The organism is Methylophaga sp. UBA2513 (genome assembly GCF_002341285.1).
In the GTDB taxonomy this organism is placed as follows: domain Bacteria; phylum Pseudomonadota; class Gammaproteobacteria; order Nitrosococcales; family Methylophagaceae; genus Methylophaga; species Methylophaga marina.
The window spans coordinates 102,936-121,669 of sequence record NZ_DDNT01000014.1 but is presented as its reverse complement, the minus strand read 5'-3'; the positions used below and the strand labels follow the sequence as shown (position 1 = coordinate 121,669).

16 protein-coding genes are annotated in these 18,734 nt (G+C 44.7%); 15 read left to right on the top strand and 1 reads right to left on the bottom strand.

Translation table 11 applies throughout. From position 1 onward, the window contains the following. Window positions 1-27 precede the first annotated feature (27 nt). Window positions 28-1,425 carry a mannose-1-phosphate guanylyltransferase/mannose-6-phosphate isomerase gene (locus B3V56_RS08355; protein ID WP_289243280.1) on the top strand — a complete coding sequence of 466 codons (1,398 nt, stop codon included), beginning with the start codon at window positions 28-30 and terminating at the stop codon, window positions 1,423-1,425. A gap of 9 nt (window positions 1,426-1,434) precedes the next feature. Further along, a complete protein-coding gene (locus tag B3V56_RS08350) occupies window positions 1,435-2,925 on the top strand; it encodes a phosphomannomutase (RefSeq protein ID WP_289284164.1) in 1,491 nt (496 codons plus the stop codon). A 37-nt stretch (window positions 2,926-2,962) separates the two neighbouring features. Here B3V56_RS08350 and B3V56_RS08345 read toward each other — a convergent pair whose 3' ends face one another. Then, window positions 2,963-5,596 carry a PAS domain S-box protein gene (locus B3V56_RS08345; RefSeq protein ID WP_289281993.1) on the bottom strand — a complete coding sequence of 878 codons (2,634 nt, stop codon included), beginning with the start codon at window positions 5,594-5,596 and terminating at the stop codon, window positions 2,963-2,965. A 295-nt stretch (window positions 5,597-5,891) separates the two neighbouring features. Here B3V56_RS08345 and B3V56_RS08340 point away from each other — a divergent pair, with 295 nt between their 5' ends. Genes B3V56_RS08340 through B3V56_RS08280 form a run of 13 tightly spaced genes read left to right on the top strand, consistent with a single transcriptional unit; the run spans window position 5,892 to window position 18,724 of the window. Continuing rightward, the gene (locus B3V56_RS08340; protein ID WP_007146561.1) at window positions 5,892-6,248 is read left to right on the top strand and encodes an NADH-quinone oxidoreductase subunit A; all 357 of its coding nucleotides are present in this window, start codon (window positions 5,892-5,894) and stop codon (window positions 6,246-6,248) included. Next, complete coding sequence (locus tag B3V56_RS08335) at window positions 6,239-6,724, top strand: NuoB/complex I 20 kDa subunit family protein (protein ID WP_289281994.1); 486 nt, start codon at window positions 6,239-6,241, stop codon at window positions 6,722-6,724. The genes B3V56_RS08340 and B3V56_RS08335 overlap by 10 nt, the downstream gene beginning before the upstream one ends. A 12-nt stretch (window positions 6,725-6,736) precedes the next feature. After that, window positions 6,737-7,396 carry an NADH-quinone oxidoreductase subunit C gene (locus tag B3V56_RS08330; RefSeq protein WP_289284163.1) on the top strand — a complete coding sequence of 220 codons (660 nt, stop codon included), beginning with the start codon at window positions 6,737-6,739 and terminating at the stop codon, window positions 7,394-7,396. Beyond that, window positions 7,396-8,649 (top strand): NADH-quinone oxidoreductase subunit D, encoded by a 1,254-nt coding sequence (locus B3V56_RS08325; protein ID WP_289281492.1) that lies wholly within the window; start codon window positions 7,396-7,398, stop codon window positions 8,647-8,649. Before B3V56_RS08330 ends, B3V56_RS08325 begins: the two co-directional genes overlap by 1 nt. Further along, the gene (gene nuoE / locus B3V56_RS08320) at window positions 8,646-9,158 is read left to right on the top strand and encodes an NADH-quinone oxidoreductase subunit NuoE (RefSeq protein ID WP_414673366.1); all 513 of its coding nucleotides are present in this window, start codon (window positions 8,646-8,648) and stop codon (window positions 9,156-9,158) included. The genes B3V56_RS08325 and nuoE overlap by 4 nt, the downstream gene beginning before the upstream one ends. Next, window positions 9,155-10,432, top strand: coding sequence for an NADH-quinone oxidoreductase subunit NuoF (gene nuoF / locus B3V56_RS08315; protein ID WP_289281490.1), 1,278 nt, complete (start codon window positions 9,155-9,157; stop codon window positions 10,430-10,432). The genes nuoE and nuoF overlap by 4 nt, the downstream gene beginning before the upstream one ends. Window positions 10,433-10,445: 13 nt before the next feature. After that, entirely contained in the window at window positions 10,446-12,785 is a 2,340-nt protein-coding gene (nuoG, locus tag B3V56_RS08310; RefSeq protein ID WP_289284162.1) for an NADH-quinone oxidoreductase subunit NuoG, read from the top strand. After that, window positions 12,782-13,840 carry an NADH-quinone oxidoreductase subunit NuoH gene (gene nuoH, locus B3V56_RS08305; protein ID WP_289284161.1) on the top strand — a complete coding sequence of 353 codons (1,059 nt, stop codon included), beginning with the start codon at window positions 12,782-12,784 and terminating at the stop codon, window positions 13,838-13,840. The genes nuoG and nuoH overlap by 4 nt, the downstream gene beginning before the upstream one ends. Continuing rightward, a complete protein-coding gene (gene nuoI / locus B3V56_RS08300; protein WP_286304048.1) occupies window positions 13,837-14,328 on the top strand; it encodes an NADH-quinone oxidoreductase subunit NuoI in 492 nt (163 codons plus the stop codon). Before nuoH ends, nuoI begins: the two co-directional genes overlap by 4 nt. A gap of 12 nt (window positions 14,329-14,340) precedes the next feature. Continuing rightward, complete coding sequence (locus B3V56_RS08295; protein WP_289281486.1) at window positions 14,341-14,940, top strand: NADH-quinone oxidoreductase subunit J; 600 nt, start codon at window positions 14,341-14,343, stop codon at window positions 14,938-14,940. Beyond that, window positions 14,937-15,242, top strand: a complete 306-nt coding sequence (gene nuoK, locus B3V56_RS08290; protein WP_091712823.1) for an NADH-quinone oxidoreductase subunit NuoK — start codon at window positions 14,937-14,939, stop codon at window positions 15,240-15,242. The genes B3V56_RS08295 and nuoK overlap by 4 nt, the downstream gene beginning before the upstream one ends. A gap of 3 nt (window positions 15,243-15,245) precedes the next feature. Beyond that, entirely contained in the window at window positions 15,246-17,192 is a 1,947-nt protein-coding gene (nuoL, locus tag B3V56_RS08285) for an NADH-quinone oxidoreductase subunit L (protein WP_289281485.1), read from the top strand. 20 nt (window positions 17,193-17,212) lie between these two features. Beyond that, a complete protein-coding gene (locus tag B3V56_RS08280) occupies window positions 17,213-18,724 on the top strand; it encodes an NADH-quinone oxidoreductase subunit M (RefSeq protein ID WP_289282798.1) in 1,512 nt (503 codons plus the stop codon). Window positions 18,725-18,734 lie beyond the last annotated feature (10 nt).

Genomic DNA, 18,734 nt, shown 5'->3' with positions numbered 1-18,734 from the left:
GGATAATAAGTTAAATCGGGAATTTCAATGATACCTGTCGTAATGTCGGGAGGAAGTGGTACGCGCTTGTGGCCACTTTCGCGTAAGCATAAACCCAAACAATTTTTAAATTTGTTTGGTGATGACTCCATGTTTCAACAAACCATCCTTAGATTAGGTGGTTTAAATAATTCACCGCCTATAGTGGTGTGTAACGAAAGCCACAGATTTATGGTGGCGGAACAATTACTCGAAATTGATATTGAGAAACCCAGCATTCTGTTGGAACCCGTAGGTAGAAATACGGCACCGGCAATTGTCAGTGCCGCTTTTCAGGCATTGTCACGTGAAGAAGACCCCGTACTTTTAGTGTTGGCAGCTGATCATGTGATTGCCGATATTGACGCTTTTCATCAAGCAATAAAGCTCGCTGAACAACAAGCTATGGTCGGAAATTTAGTCACATTTGGTATCGTTCCCACTTGCGCTCATACGGGCTATGGCTATATTCAAGCTGAGGAAAAAGCCACGATTTCTGCTGTTCAGCAGTTTGTCGAAAAACCTGACTCTGCTACGGCTGAAGCGTATCTGTCCTCAGGTGATTACTACTGGAACAGCGGTATGTTTATGTTTAAAGCATCTGTATTAATTGAGGAAATGAGCAAGTTTCATCCCGATATCATTGAACAGTGTCGTCTAGCTGTTGCCAACAGTGAACAGGATTTAGATTTTGTACGCTTGAGTAAAGAGGCTTTTGAGGCCTGTCCATCTGATTCCATCGACTACGCTTTGATGGAAAAAACACAAAAAGCGGTGGTTGTTCCTCTTGATGCTGGCTGGAATGATGTTGGATCCTGGTCGTCCTTGTGGGAGTGTTCACAACAGGATGAAAATAATAATGTTCTCAAGGGTGATGTTGAAATACAGAATGTAAAGAACGCTTACATACACAGCGAGCACCGACTTGTCTCGGCAATAGGTGTTGAAAATCTGGTCATTGTGGAAACAGCTGATGCGGTCATGGTTGCCAGCAAAGACCAAGCACAAGACATTAAAGACATTGTCGCCAAGCTTAAAAAACAATCACGTTCTGAAGCCGAAAATCATCGGCTTTGTTATCGACCATGGGGTTATTATGATTCCATCGATCTTGGCGAACGTTTTCAGGTCAAACGTATCCGAGTAAAACCAGGGGCATCTCTTTCATTGCAAATGCATCATCATCGAGCTGAGCATTGGGTAGTAGTTCAAGGTACAGCAGAGGTGACCAGAGAAGATGAAGTCTTTTTACTGTCAGAAAATGAATCTACCTTTATTCCTGTTGGGCAAAAACATCGATTGCATAATCCTGGCAGAGTACCTCTAGAAATTATCGAAATTCAATCCGGTGGCTATCTTGGTGAAGACGATATTGTTCGCTTCCAGGATAATTACCATCGACACTAAGCTATCCAAATGAACATTCATATTGAACAGTTGATGTCAGATTCTGGCGTCAAATTCGGTACAAGTGGTACCCGTGGTCTTGTCAAAGACATGACAGATTTTGTGTGTTTTGCCTATACCTCAGCATTTTTGCAGCATTTGATTCACGAGAAGCAGATACAGAAAGGGGATCAAGTTGGTATCGGTGGTGACTTGAGGTCCAGCAGTCCACGAATTATGAAGGCAGTGGCCAAAGCTTGCCAGCATTATGGTCTTCATCCAATTAATCTGGGTTTTATTCCTTCCCCAGCAGTCGCCTTGTACGGAATTCAACATCATATGGCGACCATTATGGTTACCGGAAGCCACATTCCTGATGATCGAAATGGAATGAAGTTTAATTTGCCAATAGGTGAAATACTTCAGGCTGATGAGCAAGCCATCAAACAACAATGGGTTGATATTCCGGATGAGCTGTTTGATGACCATGGTGCATTTATCAAACAAGATGCTGTGTTAACTGAGCCATCTTTCTCTGCTCAAAAACACTACATAGAGCGCTTTACTCAGTTTTTACCTGATAATTGTTTGGCAGGCATGACGGTGGGTGTATATCAGCATTCTGCTGTGGGTCGAGATGTGCTGCAACAAATCTTGTCTGCACTTGGGGCTAACACAATTAGTCTAGGCAGGAGTGAGCAGTTTGTATCAGTAGATACTGAAGCCATTCGGCCTGAAGATGTCGAACTTGCTCAACAGTGGGCAAGCGAACAGGCTTTGGATGCGATTGTGTCAACAGACGGGGATAGTGATCGACCTTTGATCAGTGATGAACATGGACGCTGGCTCAGAGGTGATATTGTCGGCTTATTAACCGCGCTCTACCTGAGGGCGGATATCGTGGTTACGCCTGTCAGTAGTAACTCTTGCGTGAACGCCGACTTTTTTGAACAGGTGTTGCGAACACGAATCGGCTCACCCTATGTGATAGCAGCCATGCAAACAGCGGCTACAAACTCGCCTGAAAAAGGTGTGGTGGGATATGAAGCGAATGGTGGATTTCTGCAGCAATCAGCCATTGAGCTATCAGGAAAAACTCTAAGTCCACTACCAACACGTGATGCCATCATTGTGATTTTAAGTGTCTTATTACTGGCAAAACAAAGGCAACAGACAGTCTCTGAACTGAATGCATCGATGCCTGCGATTTATACCAGCAGCGATCGCCTGAAAAACTTCGCATTGGAAAAAAGCCGTTTATTGATGGATACGTTAATCGTGGATAAGCAGATTAATAGCATGCAGGTACAACAGTTGTTTCCTTTTATGGGCGAGATCAAAGCAGTGGATACCACTGATGGTGTCAGACTATCTTTTGCAGATGATGAAATCATTCATGTCAGGCCTTCAGGTAATGCACCTGAATTACGTTGTTACACTGAAGCTAGTCGTGAAGAACGAGCCATAGAGCTGAATCAGCTTGCTCTGAAAGCGATGAGTGACTGGTCTGAGTCTGTTTAACAAAAGTCTGTCTATCTAGAAGTTGACGGTTCCTGGGTCAGAGAGGTCTCTCCAATGCCCGGTTAATGGTCTCAATTAATAATTCAAAGTTGACTGGCTTAGTCAGATAATAATCGAAACCCGCCTTCAACCCTTTATCAATATCATGAGGCATGGCATTCGCGCTCAGTGCAATCGTTTTGATGTCACGGGTGATCGCCGAACGTTTGAGGGCTTCTAATGCCTCAAAACCGTTCATCCCCGGTAAGTTAATATCCATCAGAATGACTGCTGGTTCATATTGTCTGGCTAATTCCAAGCCTGTTTCAGCATCGCTAGCAGCGATAAGGTCAAACTGAATATATTGTCTAAAGACTCTTTTAATCAAATTGAGATTAGTTGGGTTATCTTCAATACATAAGATTTTGACGTGCTCCTTGGAGTCATCCTCCATTTGTTCTGGTTCGTGATGTTCAGATGATAATAGAGAGCCGTTTGTCACCTTGGAACGTTGCAGTTCAATCCAAAATGTGGCGCCTTTGTCTTGCTCACTTTCAAAGCCAAAGCGTCCGTTCATAAGTTTAATCAGCTCTCGGCTGATGACTAAACCGATACCTGTGCCCTGTATACCTGAGTTATCTTTATCAAGACGATCGAAAGGTTCAAACAGGCGACGTTGTAATTTTTCATCAATGCCGTAGCCGGTATCCTGGATAGCAATACGAAGAGAGGATTTATAAGTACTGCTTATAATAATCTTAATTTTGCCATTCGGTTTGTTGTATTTGGCCGCGTTAGATAAAAGATTGAGTAACACCTGTTTGAGTTTAATGTGATCGGCTTTCACAAATAAAGATGAAATATTGGCTGGATATGACTCTTCAATATGCAGATTTAAAGACTGAATTTGAGTTTGAATAAAGGGAATAAGGTCATCAATAAGCGGTTTTAATTGCACATCTTCCACTGAGACTGACATATGGCCGCTTTCAATACGTGATAAGTCCAGTATGTCATTAATCAGTGAGAGTAGATGATTTCCTGAATTCTCGATCATGCTGACCGATTCACGTTGATCTTCATTTAGATTATCTAGCTGTAAGAGCTGCGAGAAACCAATGATGGCATTGAGTGGTGTGCGAAGTTCATGACTCATTTTTGCTAGAAATTCACTTTTTGCTTCATTAGCGTGCTTGGCCTGTTGCATGGCCTTGATTAACTCTTGCTGATATTGGTGACGTTCTGAAATATCCCGAATTACACCAATATAGAATTTCCGATGGCCAAATTGCATCGGACTGATGTTAAGTTCAATGGGAAATTCGGTGCCGTCTTTTCTGGTGGCAGATAAAGAACGCGTTCTGTGTATGATTTTAGGCTCATGAATGTTGGCATGCTTAAGATAACTATCATGTTTATGTCGTTCATTTTTATCTATCAGAATAGAAACTGGTTGACCGATAAGTTCCGCTTCCTGATAACCAAATAACAGACAGACAGCGGGGTTCACCATGGTGATTTTTCCAACATCATCAATAGTGACAAAGCCATCATCAGTCTGTTTTATGATGGCATCACGTTGTTGTAGTGAGGCAATGCGTTGTTGCGTCGAGCGGCGGTAGAAATAGGTACCAAATGCCGTCATGAAAATCACAAATACGATGCTGATAACCACACTGAATAATAAGGAACGATAGAGTTTATAAACTTCGGCGACTTCTGTTTCCGTCACGATTCCCATATTCAGATGGTCATCCCAGCGCCAGCTACCGATGACTTTGATACCGCGATAATCACGATATCCTTTCAGACTTACACCCGTCTGGTGTTGGGTCAATGATTTCGCCATCAGTGTGAGTGGAGCATTGGCAGCAACTTGTTTTTTCTCAGAGCTTAAGAGATTGACGCCGGGATCTCGCACTTCCAGTGCCAATTCGCTTAATGGATGAGCGGCATCAATTAATCCAGCTTGGATAAGCTGCTTAGTAAACTTACTTTGAGTGAGCATTCGCCCATGTTCATCTATTGCGTAGGCTTGGCCTGTTTGCCCCACTTGGTTTTCATGAAAAGCAGGGTTGAAAATCTTGTCGGGATCGATTTCGAAAGCAAAAAAAGCAACTGTTTTTCCAGCCCAATCATGAACGGGAGCAATAAAAAGCATAGTTGGCGTGGGGTAATTCTGCCCAAGTGTTTCCTGCCATGAGCTTGAAGGCATAAAAGGGGGGGACGTGTAGACTGTGTTTGTCGGTAAATCCGTACGGATGTTGAGAGGAAGTCGGACTTGATGTCCTTCGTTTGCAAAGCCACTCACTCCCGATAAAATCATGTCGCCATGCGTTGTGAACAGCTTGTAGTCAAGGTAACCTTCATTACTCAATATCGCTTTGATGTTGCCATCAACAAGTCGATATAAATCTTGTTGCATCACTTTGTTATCCTGCTTATTCGCTAATAAAGCAATCTGCTGAATAACGGTGTTTTCTGCCCAGTAGAGGCTGTTACGTTGATGATTGGTGTAGGACTGTTTAACGCGATTGATGGATGTGGTCAGTGCGGTATTGAGGCGTGTAGTCACGTCTTCCTGAATCAAGGAAAACAGATGAGACGCAGCCACAGTGGCTGTTATCACTGCGACTAATAAAATAACGATGGCAACCACAACAGGTTTACTTAACCACTTACTCTTACTCACCTGAAATGATGCACCTTTCTATTTTTTTATTATGAAAGTGTCAATGCCATTTTGTTGGCATAATCAACCAAATTTAAAGCAGCGGCTATTCGAGCACAAACATTCCTATCCTGTCCAGTATTAAAGCCGTTCTCAAAATCATGATTTAACGCATATTGTGACTTCTCATTGACGTTTTTAGTGTGTAGTATCGAGGATGATGATTACATCAAATATTTAAGAATGTAGTCAGGGGCATGAGCAGAGACGCGAGTCCCTCATGCTGAATTGTCGAGACATCCGAAGGAAGCACAGCATGCTGGAGAATTATCTCCCGATTTTGTTGTTTATCATCATCGGCATCGGTTTTGGTGTTCTGCCATTGCTGGCCGGCTTTGTATTGGGGCCTCGGCATCCTGACAGTGAAAAACGATCAGCCTATGAATGTGGATTCGAGCCTTTTGAAGATGCCCACATGAAGTTTGATGTTCGTTATTATCTTGTTGCTATTCTTTTCATCATTTTCGATTTAGAAATTGCATTCCTTTTTCCATGGGCCATTGTTTTAGATGAGATCGGTGTGTTTGGTCTCTTGGCCATGTTCCTATTTTTAGGCATTTTGGTAGTTGGGTTTGTATATGAATGGAAAAAAGGAGCGCTGGAGTGGGAATAGAAGGTGTTCTCGAAAAAGGCGTTGTCACCACATCGGCTGACAAACTCATTAACTGGGCAAGAACCGGATCTTTATGGCCAATGACATTTGGTCTGGCCTGTTGTGCAGTAGAAATGATGCATGCCGGGGCGGCACGTTACGATTTGGATAGATTTGGCATTGTATTCAGAGGCAGTCCGCGACAATCGGATGTGATGATTGTGGCTGGCACGCTGGTCAACAAAATGGCACCTGCCTTGCGTAAAGTCTATGACCAGATGTCTGAACCACGCTGGGTTATTTCAATGGGCTCCTGTGCCAACGGCGGTGGTTATTATCATTATTCTTATTCCGTTGTTCGTGGCTGCGATCGGATTGTCCCCGTCGATATCTATGTGCCAGGCTGTCCACCAACGGCTGAAGCTTTACTGTATGGCATATTACAGCTGCAGAAAAAAATTCATCGTACTAACACCATAGCCAGACAAACCTCATAGCGACCTGTTTTTATGATGCAAACCTTAAAAGCCAAACTAGAACAGAATTTTTCAGATGCGTTACTCGATTGTGAGCTGGTTCGAGATGAAATTACTTTGCATGTGGGGGCTGAACACATTATTGAGGTTTGTACGACCTTACGAGATGACTATCAATTTGAACAGTTGATGGACTTGGCCGGTGTAGATTACTCAGAGTATGGCGGGAGTAGTTGGGAAACTAAACAATCGACAGAATTTGGTTTCAGTCGGGCTGTCGATGGCCTGGGACATGCAGAACCCGTGACAGACGGGTATCGTTTTGCCGTGGTCTATCAGTTGCAATCCATTACACATAATCAACGCTTACGATTAAAAGTCAGATTGGCAGCCGAGCAACCCATTATAGACAGCGTGACAAAGGTATGGACTGGTGCTGATTGGTATGAGCGTGAAGCCTTTGATATGTTCGGCATTCTCTTTGATGGACATCCTGACTTACGACGCATTTTGACAGACTATGGTTTTGTCGGTCATCCGTTTCGTAAAGATTTCCCGCTTATTGGTAATGTTGAGATGCGTTACGATGAAAACAAAAAACGTGTCGTATATGAACCGGTCAGTATCGAACCCAGAACCTTAGTACCCAGGGTGATTCGTGATGATAACCGTTATCTCAAGGATGAGAAATAATGGCTGAGATAAAAAATTTCACACTCAACTTTGGTCCTCAACATCCGGCTGCCCATGGTGTCCTTCGTCTTATTCTGGAAATGGATGGAGAGGTGATAGTCAGAGCCGACCCGCATATTGGGCTGCTGCATCGGGGTACAGAAAAACTGGCGGAATCGAAACCATTCAATCAGAGCATTGGGTATATGGACCGTCTCGATTATGTGTCGATGATGTGTAACGAACATGCCTATGTGATGGCCATCGAAAAACTGATTGGCATTGATGTACCCATAAGAGCCCAATACATTCGGGTCATGTTTGATGAGATTACCCGGGTATTAAACCATCTGATGTGGTTGGGGGCGCATGGTCTGGATATTGGTGCGATGACTGTGTTTCTTTACTGCTTCCGTGAGCGTGAAGACTTAATGGATTGTTACGAGGCTGTATCGGGCGCAAGAATGCATGCTACCTATTATCGACCAGGCGGCGTATATCGCGATTTACCCGACAAAATGCCTCAATATCAGGCTTCCAAATGGCACAACGACAAAGAAATAAAGAAAAAGAATCAAAACCGAGAAGGCAGTCTGCTCGATTTTATTGAAGACTTTACCCAACGTTTTCCGCACTGTGTCGATGAGTATGAGACATTATTAACTGATAATCGTATCTGGAAACAACGCACTGTAGGCATTGGTGTGGTCAGTCCTGAGCGTGCTTTGCAACTCGGTTTTTCAGGACCGATGTTAAGAGGTTCGGGGATTGAGTGGGATTTACGTCGTAAACAGCCTTATGAAGTCTATGACCAATTGGACTTTGATATTCCGATAGGTAAGGAGGGCGACTGTTACGATCGCTATTTAGTCCGTGTCGCTGAGATGCGTGAATCTAATCGTATTATTAAGCAATGCGTTGATTGGCTCAGAGCGAACCCGGGGCCAGTGATTGTTGATGACACCAAAGTTGCTCCGCCTAAACGCAGCACGATGAAAAATGATATGGAAGCCTTAATTCATCACTTCAAACTATTTACCGAAGGTTATTGTGTGCCGGAAGGTGAAGTTTACAGTGCGATTGAACATCCCAAAGGCGAGTTTGGTATTTATATGATTTCGGATGGGGCTAATAAGCCTTATCGCGTGAAAATCAGAGCTCCGGGGTTTCCACATCTGGCAGCGATGGATGAAATGGCAAAAGGCCATATGCTGGCAGATGTCGTTGCCATTATCGGTACGATGGATATTGTGTTTGGTGAGATTGACCGATGACTGAGATGGTATTGACCGGACCTAAACAGACTTTATTCACTGAGCAACTTCGTGCAGCGCTGGATAAATGGATAGCTAAATACCCGATAGGTCGTGCTCAATCTGCAGTCATTCCATGCTTACATATCCTGCAGGAGGCTAATGGTGGCTGGCTTTCCAGAGCCATTATGGATGCCTTGGCAGAATATTTATCCATGTCGAATATCAGTGTTTATGAAGTGGCGACTTTTTACAGCATGTTTGAACTGGAACCCGTCGGTAAACATAAGATTAGTCTGTGCACCAATATCTCGTGCATGTTGTGTGGCTCTGAGGAAATACTCGAACATCTTCAGCAACGGTTAGCGATTAAGCCAGGTGAAACAACGGCCGATGGACTATTTACACTCAAAGAGGTCGAGTGTCTTGGCGCTTGTGTTGGTGCGCCTATGCTGTTGATGGATAAGCAATACCACGAGTACCTGACCAAAGAAAAGATTGATGCCTTGATTGATGGGGTCCAATCATGAAGCTGGATCAAGTGTGTTTTCGTACCAACCATCTTTCACCATCCTGGACACTGGATGCCTACCGACAGGTCGGTGGTTATCAGGTACTTGAAGATATCTTGAGCAATAAACTCAAGCCTGAGTTGATTATTGAGCAGATCAAAAACTCCGCACTACGTGGTCGCGGTGGCGCTGGTTTCCCTACCGGGCTGAAATGGAGCTTTATGCCCAGACGTTTGCCGGGTGATAAATATATTGTCTGTAATTCCGATGAAGGCGAGCCGGGTACGTGTAAAGATCGCGATATTCTCAGGTTTAACCCGCATCAATTGATAGAAGGCATGATTATCGCCGGTTATACGATTGGAGCCCAGACTGGATATAACTACATCCGCGGTGAGTTTTTTGAACCTATAGAGCGTTTTGAGGCAGCGTTGGAAGAAGCCAGAGAAGCCGGCTATTTAGGTAAAGATATTCTCGGCAGTGGCTTTCACTTTCAGCTTCATACTCATATCGGCGCGGGTGCTTATATATGTGGTGAAGAAACTGCCTTACTCGAATCCTTGGAAGGTAAAAAAGGGCAGCCACGTTATAAACCACCATTTCCAGCTGGCTATGGCTTATATGGCAGGCCGACAACGATTAACAATACAGAAAGTTTAGCCTCGATTCCGGTGATATTGCAGCATGGTGCGGACTGGTTTCATGAATTAGGCACGCCAAATAATGGTGGCAGTAAGATTTTTTGTATGACGGGTCATGTTAATAAACCCGGTAACTATGAAGTGCCGTTAGGTACGCCGTTTGCTGAGCTACTGGAGTTGGCGGGTGGTGTTCGGCACGGTCATCAGTTAAAAGCCGTAATTCCTGGTGGCTCATCCACGCCGGTGGTACCAGCTGAGATTATGATGGGACTCGATATGAGTTATGACGGGATTGCCAAAGGGCGTTCCATGCTGGGAGCCGGGTCAGTCATTGTCATGGATGATTCAACTTGTATGGTAAAAGCACTGCAACGTATTGCCTATTTTTATTATGAAGAGTCATGCGGTCAGTGCACACCTTGTCGTGAAGGCACTGGATGGCTGTATCGGGTTGTGAAGCGCATTGAAGAGGGGCAGGGCAAGCAAGAAGATTTAGATCGGCTGGTGGATGTGGCTGAAAATATTAATGGCAATACCATTTGTGCTCTGGGTGATGCGGCGGCAGCCCCTGTCGTCAGTTTCATCAAACATTTTCGTGAAGAATTTCAATACCACATCGATCATGGTCGGTGTATGGATAACACAGCGTGAAGGCTGAGTAGATATGGTTAATATCGAAATCGACGGTATTCCACTGAAAGTGGACTCAACAAAAATGATTATTCAGGCTGCTGATGAGGCAGGTATTGATATTCCACGTTTTTGTTACCACAAAAAACTGTCGATAGCAGCCAATTGTCGGATGTGTCTTGTTGAGGTTGATAAGTCCCGTAAAGCGCTGCCAGCCTGTGCGACGCCTGTGACTGAAGGCATGAAAGTATTCACTCATTCCAAAGTCGCGATTAATGCTCAACGCAGTGTGATGGAATTTTTATTGATTAATCATCCACTGGATTGTCCGATTTGTGATCAGGGCGGTGAATGCGAGCTGCAGGATCTGTCGATGGGATATGGCGAAGGTGTCAGTCGGTTTACAGAAGGTAAACGTGTTGTCAAAGACAAAGATATCGGGCCTTTGATTCGCACGGACATGACGCGTTGTATTCATTGCACACGCTGTGTTCGTTTTGGGCAGGAAATTGCCGGCGTCAAAGAACTCGGTGCAACTGGACGTGGCGAACATATGGAGATTGGTACCTATGTTGAGCACAGCTTGGTTTCTGAGTTGTCGGGTAATATTATCGATCTCTGTCCTGTTGGAGCATTAACGTCTAAACCTTTCCGTTACAAAGCGCGTGCCTGGGAAATGAAAGCCCATCCCTCCATCGCACCTCATGATGCCATCGGTTCTAATATTGAGCTGCATGTCAGACAAAATGATGTGATGCGTGTGGTACCGAGAGATAATGAGTCCATTAATGAGGCCTGGTTATCGGATAGAGACAGGTTCTCCTATCAAGGTTTGGCCCATCCTAAACGACTTTCTGAGCCCATGATTAAAGTAGAGGGTGACTGGCAGGTCGTTGACTGGCAAACCGCATTGGAAACAGCGGTAAAAGGTTTACAAACCGTTATCAATAAACATGGCGCCGAAGAAGTGGGCGGCATGATTTCACCGACAGCGACGCTGGAAGAAGCCTTTCTGTTTCAGAAATGGTTACGCGGTTTAGGTGTTGAAAATATTGACCATCGCCTTCGTCAGCAAGATTTTTCTGACTCTCCTGAGCAGTACGCAACGGAGAGCTGGACATTGGCAGATGTCCAGGACAGTGATGCGATTGTGCTTATCGGCAGTCATGTTCGGGCTGAGCAACCTATTCTTGCTCATCGTATAAGACAAGCGGCGATAAATGGTGCCGTGATAAGTAATATCAATTTCTTTCTGACAGACTTGCTGATGCCGGTTGAGTTTGAAATGGCAGTGGATATCAAGGGCATGCTCTCCACCTTAGCGGGCATTGCCAAAGTATTATCGTCAATGACCAATGACGATGATGATGCATGGCATGCTCTATATCCGGAACGTACGCCCACTGCGTTTGAACAAAATGTGGCTATGCAGTTATCGAACGCAGCGACCGCCACCTTGATCGTGGGAGACTTAGCTAATCATCACCCCGATGCTGCAAAAATACGTGCTTTAGTCCAGAAAATTGCTGAATTGTCGGGCAGTCGCTGTATGGTGATGCCATCTGCGAATAGCCAAGCTCATGTCTTTGCCAACACCTTACCTGGTAAGGAAGCGAAAAACAGTCTGCAAATGTGGCAACAGAGTCTCCGAGCTTACGTGCTGATGGGGTTAGACGCATTGCATGATACTGCTGTCCCAGCCATTGCCAAACAAGCACTAAAGCGCGCCAGTTTTGTGGTGGCACTACATAGTTTCGATAGTGAGTTTCTGAGACAAACGGCCGATGTGATTTTACCCATGGCCTGTTTTACTGAAACTTCTGGCACGTTTGTTGGACTGGATAAACAATGGCAGCAGTTTGCTGGTGCGGTTGCTCCTAGAGGGGATAGTCGCCCTGGTTGGAAGATTCTGCGTGTGCTCGGTAATGTCAGTCATCTCGACGGTTTCGACTATATTTCGTCACAGGACGTGGTGGATGAGGTTCGTCAGAAACAAGCTGAGAGACATACCGACCCGGCTCCGCCATATATCCCCGATTCGCTTAACCTAGAGTCAGACTTGATGATGATTTCTGAGGTACCGATGTATCGGACGGATGCATTATTACGTCACAGTGAAGCGTTACAAAAAACACCGGAAACTCAACGCATACAGTTTGCACGTATCAATAGAAAAGAAGCCGCAAAACACAATTTAAATCATCAAACGCCATTGACGCTGACACAACAAGACAGCGTGATTCGCCTGCCCTTAGAGATTGATGACAATATTGCGGATGGTTGCGTTTATGTTGCAGCAACGACAGAGGCCGCTAGCCGTCTAGTCAGCCTGTTTGGACAGATCGCTGTTTCTCAAAGTGAGGCAGCCACATGATTGATATGTTTTTACAGGATATCCTGCCGAATCTATTCAAAATTTTACTCATTATTGTGCCTTTGATGCTATCAGTCGCCTATTTGACTTACGCTGAACGTAAAGTCATTGGTTATATACAAACGCGTATTGGTCCTAACCGAGTCGGCCCTTGGGGATTACTGCAACCGATAGCTGATGGCCTGAAATTGCTGATGAAAGAAGTCATCTTCCCGGCAAAATCCAATTTATATTTGTTTCTGGTTGCACCTGTTTTGGCAATAGGGCCAGCATTGGCTGCCTGGGCGGTGATGCCTTTTGATGATGGCATGGTGTTGGCAGATATTGATGCCGGACTGTTATATATCCTAGCGATTACTTCCATGAGTGTGTATGGGGTAGTGGTGGCTGGTTGGGCGTCTAATTCCCGTTATGCTTTTTTAGGTGCATTGCGTAGTGCTGCACAAGTGGTCTCATACGAGATTGCGATGGGGTTTGCTTTGGTCGGTGTGCTGATTGCGGCCGGTAGCTTGAACCTTGGCGAAATTGTACTGGCTCAACAAGGAGGTTTCTGGCACTGGTACTTCATACCACTGTTTCCTTTATTTATTGTCTATTTTATTTCCGGGGTAGCGGAAACAAATCGGGCGCCGTTTGATATTGCAGAAGGCGAATCAGAAATTGTCGCTGGTTTCCATGTGGAATATTCCGGTATGGCGTTTGCCATTTTTTTCCTGGCCGAATACGCCGATATGATTTTGATCTCTATGCTGGCCGCGACCCTGTTTATGGGTGGCTGGTTGTCACCCTTTGATGGGATTCCAGTGCTGGAAAGTGCGTTTTCCTGGGTGCCTGGATTAGTCTGGCTGCTTGGGAAAACAGCTATCTTTTTGTTTATGTACCTATGGTTCCGAGCGACATTTCCTCGGTATCGTTATGATCAGATCATGCGTTTAGGCTGGAAAGTATTTATTCCTGTCACCTTGGTTTGGTTAGTTATTGTGTCGACGGCCCAGGTGTTTGATATAGGGCCTTGGTTTACAGAAAGTGCAGTTATCACTGCGGGAGGGGGATGATGTCAGGTCTCCGTCATTTTTTTAAAAGCTTTCTATTGTGGGAGCTGATTCAGGGACTTCGTCTAACCGGGCGTTATTTGTTTGCCGGCAAAGTCACGGTGCAATATCCCGAGGAAAAAACACCACAGTCACCAAGATTCCGTGGACTGCATGCCTTAAGGCGCTATCCCAATGGGGAAGAGCGCTGTATTGGTTGTAAGTTATGTGAAGCGGTTTGTCCTGCACTTGCCATTACTATCGAAACTGAACCCAGAGATGATGGTAGTCGCCGTACTACTCGCTACGATATCGACTTATTTAAGTGTATTTATTGTGGCTTTTGTGAGGAGTCTTGTCCGGTCGACTCGATTGTTGAAACACGACATTTTGAGTTTCATTTTGAAAACCGAGGTGAACAAATCATTACAAAAGATAAATTACTGGCAATCGGGGATAAATATGAGCCAGAGATTGCTGCAGACCGTGCTGCTGATGAACCTTATCGTTAGGATGACAAACTAGTGGAAAAAATGATTTTTTACTTCTTTGCCGCCATTTTAGTGTTTGCCGCTACCATGGTTATCACTGTGCGTAACCCCGTGCGTGCTGCTTTATTCTTGGTACTAGCTTTTTTTACCAGTGCCGGTATCTGGTTAATGTTGGAGGCAGAATTTCTTGCTATCAGTTTGGTGCTGGTCTACGTGGGAGCTGTGTTAGTACTGTTTTTATTTGTGGTGATGATGCTGGATATTGATCTGGCCCCGCTGAAAGAAGGTTTTACACGGTATTTACCATTAGGGATTATTGTGGCTGCTGTGATTGTGGTGGAAATGATTGCCGTGCTGAATGCGCCCCAATTTGATATTAGTGACGCAGCAGTGACTGACGGCAGTAATACAAAAATGCTGGGTCGTTTGTTGTATACCGTTTATGTGTATCCGTTTGAAATTGCTTCTGTGATCCTGACCGTCGCCATTGTTGCTGCTATCACGCTGACATTACGTGAGCACCATCGTAAATTGCAGGACCCAGCCAAACAGGTGGCCGTTAAATCGACAGACCGGGTGAGAATGGTTGATCTACGCAGCAAAAAACAAGATGGAGGTGGCTCTGAACCATGATTGTTTTATCTGACTATCTTATTCTCGCTGCCATATTGTTCAGCTTGTCTTTAGCGGGTATCTTTCTGAACCGTAAAAATATCATCATTTTATTGATGTGTATTGAGTTAATGCTGCTAGCGGTCAACCTTAACTTTATTGCTTTCTCACACTTTCTCGGCGACCCCGCTGGTCAGGTGTTTGTGTTTTTCATCTTGACAGTGGCAGCTGCGGAGGCGGCAATTGGGCTGGCCATTCTGGTGGTGTTATTCCGTAACCTCAGCACCATTAATGTGTCTGATCTGGATAGGTTAAAGGGGTAAGGGATGCCACAGAGCTTACTGCTTGCCATTGTTATCGCGCCATTATTTGGCAGTATTGCAGCAGGTTTGTTTGGTCGTCATTTAGGCCGTTGCTGGACGCATCGCATTACAATCTTTTCAGTCGGTGTGGCTTTTTTCTTATCCGCCTGGGTATTAAAACTGGTGACAGTCGATGGGCTGACATATAACGACACCGTCTATCAGTGGTTGCAAGCCGGCTCATTACAGCTTCAAGTTGGCTTTATGATTGATGCACTGAGTGCAGTGATGATGACGGTGGTGACCTTTGTGTCATTCATGGTGCATATCTACACCATTGGCTACATGCACGATGATGATGGCTACAGTCGTTTCTTCAGTTATATTTCTTTATTCACGTTTGCCATGTTGATGTTGGTGATGGCAAATAACTTCATGCAGTTATTCTTTGGCTGGGAAGCGGTGGGGCTAGTCTCTTACCTACTGATTGGTTTTTGGTATAAAAAGCCGACGGCGATTTATGCAAACCTCAAAGCTTTCTTAGTGAATAGAGTCGGGGACTTCGGCTTTTTATTGGGCATTTCTGCCGTGTTGATGTATGCGGGTAGTCTGGATTATCTGGCTGTGTTTCAACAAGCACCACAAATGGCAGAGCAAACAATCAGCATTTTTCCAGATACGGCTTGGTCTGTCATGACGCTGACCTGCATCTTGTTATTTATCGGCGCCATGGGCAAATCAGCACAGGTGCCTTTACATGTCTGGTTGCCTGACTCGATGGAAGGGCCGACGCCTATTTCAGCCCTGATTCATGCCGCCACTATGGTTACCGCAGGCATTTTTATGGTGGCGCGTATGTCACCGTTATTCGAGCTTTCTGAAACAGCATTGTCATTTGTGTTGATTATCGGTGCCATTACAGCCTTATTTATGGGACTGCTCGGCTTGGTTCAAAATGATATCAAGCGTGTCATTGCTTATTCGACATTATCGCAGCTGGGTTACATGACTGTAGCGCTTGGTGTTTCTGCTTATGCGGCAGGTGTGTTTCATTTGTTGACTCATGCCTTTTTCAAAGCTTTACTCTTTTTAGCGGCGGGTTCAGTCATTATTGCCATGCACCATGAGCAGGATATGCGAAAAATGGGTGGGCTGAAAAAGTATATGCCTATCACTTACTGGACAAGTCTGATTGGTTCGTTGGCTTTGATTGGCTTTCCTGGTCTGGCTGGATTTTTCTCTAAAGATGCCATTATTGAAGCGGTGCACGCTTCCGAATTAACCGGACATGGCTTTGCCTACTTTGCCGTGTTGTCGGGAGTATTGATCACGGCTCTGTATAGTTTCCGACTGTTTTTTATGGTGTTTCATGGCGCACCCCGATTTAACACTGACCATGGGCATCAGCCTAAAGAATCACCTTGGGTCGTGACATTACCGCTGATTCTGTTAGCGATTCCTTCTGTGATTGCCGGTTATTGGATAGGCAGTATGGTTTACGGTGAGTTTTTTGCTGAGGCCATCTACGTGTCTTCTGCCCATGATGTGCTGGCTGAACAAGCAAAGGACTTCCATGGCATTGTCAGTTTTATCATTCATGGCCTGACTGCGCTGCCATTCTGGCTAGCCATGGCTGGTATAGTCATCGCCTGGTTTTTGTATCTGCGTCGTCCTGAGTTACCTGCTGTGATACAAGAAAAGGGACAGTTTATTTATCGTATTCTCATCAATAAATATGGCTTTGATGACTTTAATCAAACAGTCATCGCAGGGGGCTCCCGACATTTGGGGCAACTTTTATGGCGAATTGGTGATCGCTTGTTGATAGATGGTACGTTGGTGAATGGTACAGCGAAGACGGTAGCTTGGTGCTCAAGATTAGCCAAACAGTTACAGACTGGCTATTTGTATCATTATGCATTTGCAATGATCATCGGGGTGGGACTACTTCTCACTTTTTTTGTAGTGTGACAAGGACGGACTAGGCATTCATGTTAGCTCAACTTCCTTTACTCAGTCTCATTATCTGGATACCTATTCTGGCAGGGATGATTAGCTTATTCCTGAATGAACGTCCCTGTATGAGTAAGTGGCTAGCTTTAGCAGCTAGTAGCCTCACATTTGTCTTATCACTTGGGCTTTATCTAGGCTTTGATAACGCCTCTGCAAACATGCAATTCGTTGAGCTATATCCTTGGGTTGAGTCATTCAATATCAATTATCATCTGGGTATTGATGGTTTTTCTCTGCCCTTGATCATATTGACCACGATATCAACGATATTAGTCGTTATCGCCGGTTGGCGCGTTATCGACTACCGCTTGAATCAGTATCTTGCCGCTTTCTTGATTATGGAAGGCTTGATGCTGGCGGTTTTTGCAGCGCTTGATGCCATTTTATTTTATGTGTTTTTTGAAGCGATGCTGATTCCGTTATTTTTGATTATTGGCATCTGGGGTGGACCGAATCGAGTTTATGCCACAATCAAATTCTTTTTATATACCTTCTTTGGCTCAGTCTTTTTATTAATCGCGTTGCTGTACCTGCATCATGTTGCTGGCAGCTTTTCATTACTTGATTATCATTCGGTCGCGTTGTCTATGACAGAGCAAACGTGGCTATTTTTTGCTTTTCTGATCGCGTTCGCGGTCAAAGTGCCGATGTGGCCAGTGCATACCTGGCTACCTGATGCGCATGTGGAAGCACCGACGGGGGGGTCCGTTATTCTGGCGGCCATCACGTTAAAAATTGGTGGCTATGGTTTTATTCGTTTTGCCTTACCTATCGCACCAGATGCCAGCATGGCCTTGGATTGGTTATTAATCAGTTTGTCTTTGATTGCTGTGGTGTATATCGGTTTTGTTGCTCTTGTACAGTCAGATTTAAAAAAGCTCATTGCTTATTCAAGTATTGCTCATATGGGGTTTGTGACCTTGGGCTTGTTTATTGTTTTTAGAATATTTTTTAATTCATCCACCGGGAGTGGAGCCGTCTTAGCTGTCGAAGGCGCGATGGTGCAGATGATTTCACATGGCTTTATTTCAGCGGCCATGTTTCTGTCCGTTGGCGTGTTGTATGACCGTATGCATACTCGCGAAATTAGTGCTTATGGCGGGGTGATTAATACCATGCCGACGTTTACTGCATTTGCCGTGTTTTTTGCGATGGCGAATGCTGGTTTACCAGGCACATCGGGTTTTGTGGGTGAGTTTATGGTGATTTTAGCCGCTTTTCAGGCAAATTTCTGGTTTGCATTTTTGGCGGCAACGACCTTGATTCTGGGAGCGGCTTACACTTTATGGATGGTTAAGCGCGTATTTTTTGGTGAGGTCATGAATCAACAGGTGGCTCAGCTAGAAGATATTAATACGCGTGAATTTATGCTGTTAGCCAGTTTGGCTGTCATTATATTACTACTGGGTCTATGGCCTGATCCCTTACTAGACGTCATGCACGCTTCTGTTGAGAATTTATTAACGCAAGTGGCTCAATCCAAGCTATAAAAAGGACAGC

Coding starts and splice junctions, on each gene's coding strand:
- B3V56_RS08355 (WP_289243280.1), top strand. CDS start 28: ATGATACCTGTCGTAATGTCGGGAGGAAGTGGTACGCGCTTGTGGCCA.
- B3V56_RS08350 (WP_289284164.1), top strand. CDS start 1,435: ATGAACATTCATATTGAACAGTTGATGTCAGATTCTGGCGTCAAATTC.
- B3V56_RS08340 (WP_007146561.1), top strand. CDS start 5,892: ATGCTGGAGAATTATCTCCCGATTTTGTTGTTTATCATCATCGGCATC.
- B3V56_RS08330 (WP_289284163.1), top strand. CDS start 6,737: ATGATGCAAACCTTAAAAGCCAAACTAGAACAGAATTTTTCAGATGCG.
- B3V56_RS08325 (WP_289281492.1), top strand. CDS start 7,396: ATGGCTGAGATAAAAAATTTCACACTCAACTTTGGTCCTCAACATCCG.
- nuoE (WP_414673366.1), top strand. CDS start 8,646: ATGACTGAGATGGTATTGACCGGACCTAAACAGACTTTATTCACTGAG.
- nuoF (WP_289281490.1), top strand. CDS start 9,155: ATGAAGCTGGATCAAGTGTGTTTTCGTACCAACCATCTTTCACCATCC.
- nuoG (WP_289284162.1), top strand. CDS start 10,446: ATGGTTAATATCGAAATCGACGGTATTCCACTGAAAGTGGACTCAACA.
- nuoH (WP_289284161.1), top strand. CDS start 12,782: ATGATTGATATGTTTTTACAGGATATCCTGCCGAATCTATTCAAAATT.
- nuoI (WP_286304048.1), top strand. CDS start 13,837: ATGATGTCAGGTCTCCGTCATTTTTTTAAAAGCTTTCTATTGTGGGAG.
- nuoK (WP_091712823.1), top strand. CDS start 14,937: ATGATTGTTTTATCTGACTATCTTATTCTCGCTGCCATATTGTTCAGC.
- nuoL (WP_289281485.1), top strand. CDS start 15,246: ATGCCACAGAGCTTACTGCTTGCCATTGTTATCGCGCCATTATTTGGC.
- B3V56_RS08280 (WP_289282798.1), top strand. CDS start 17,213: ATGTTAGCTCAACTTCCTTTACTCAGTCTCATTATCTGGATACCTATT.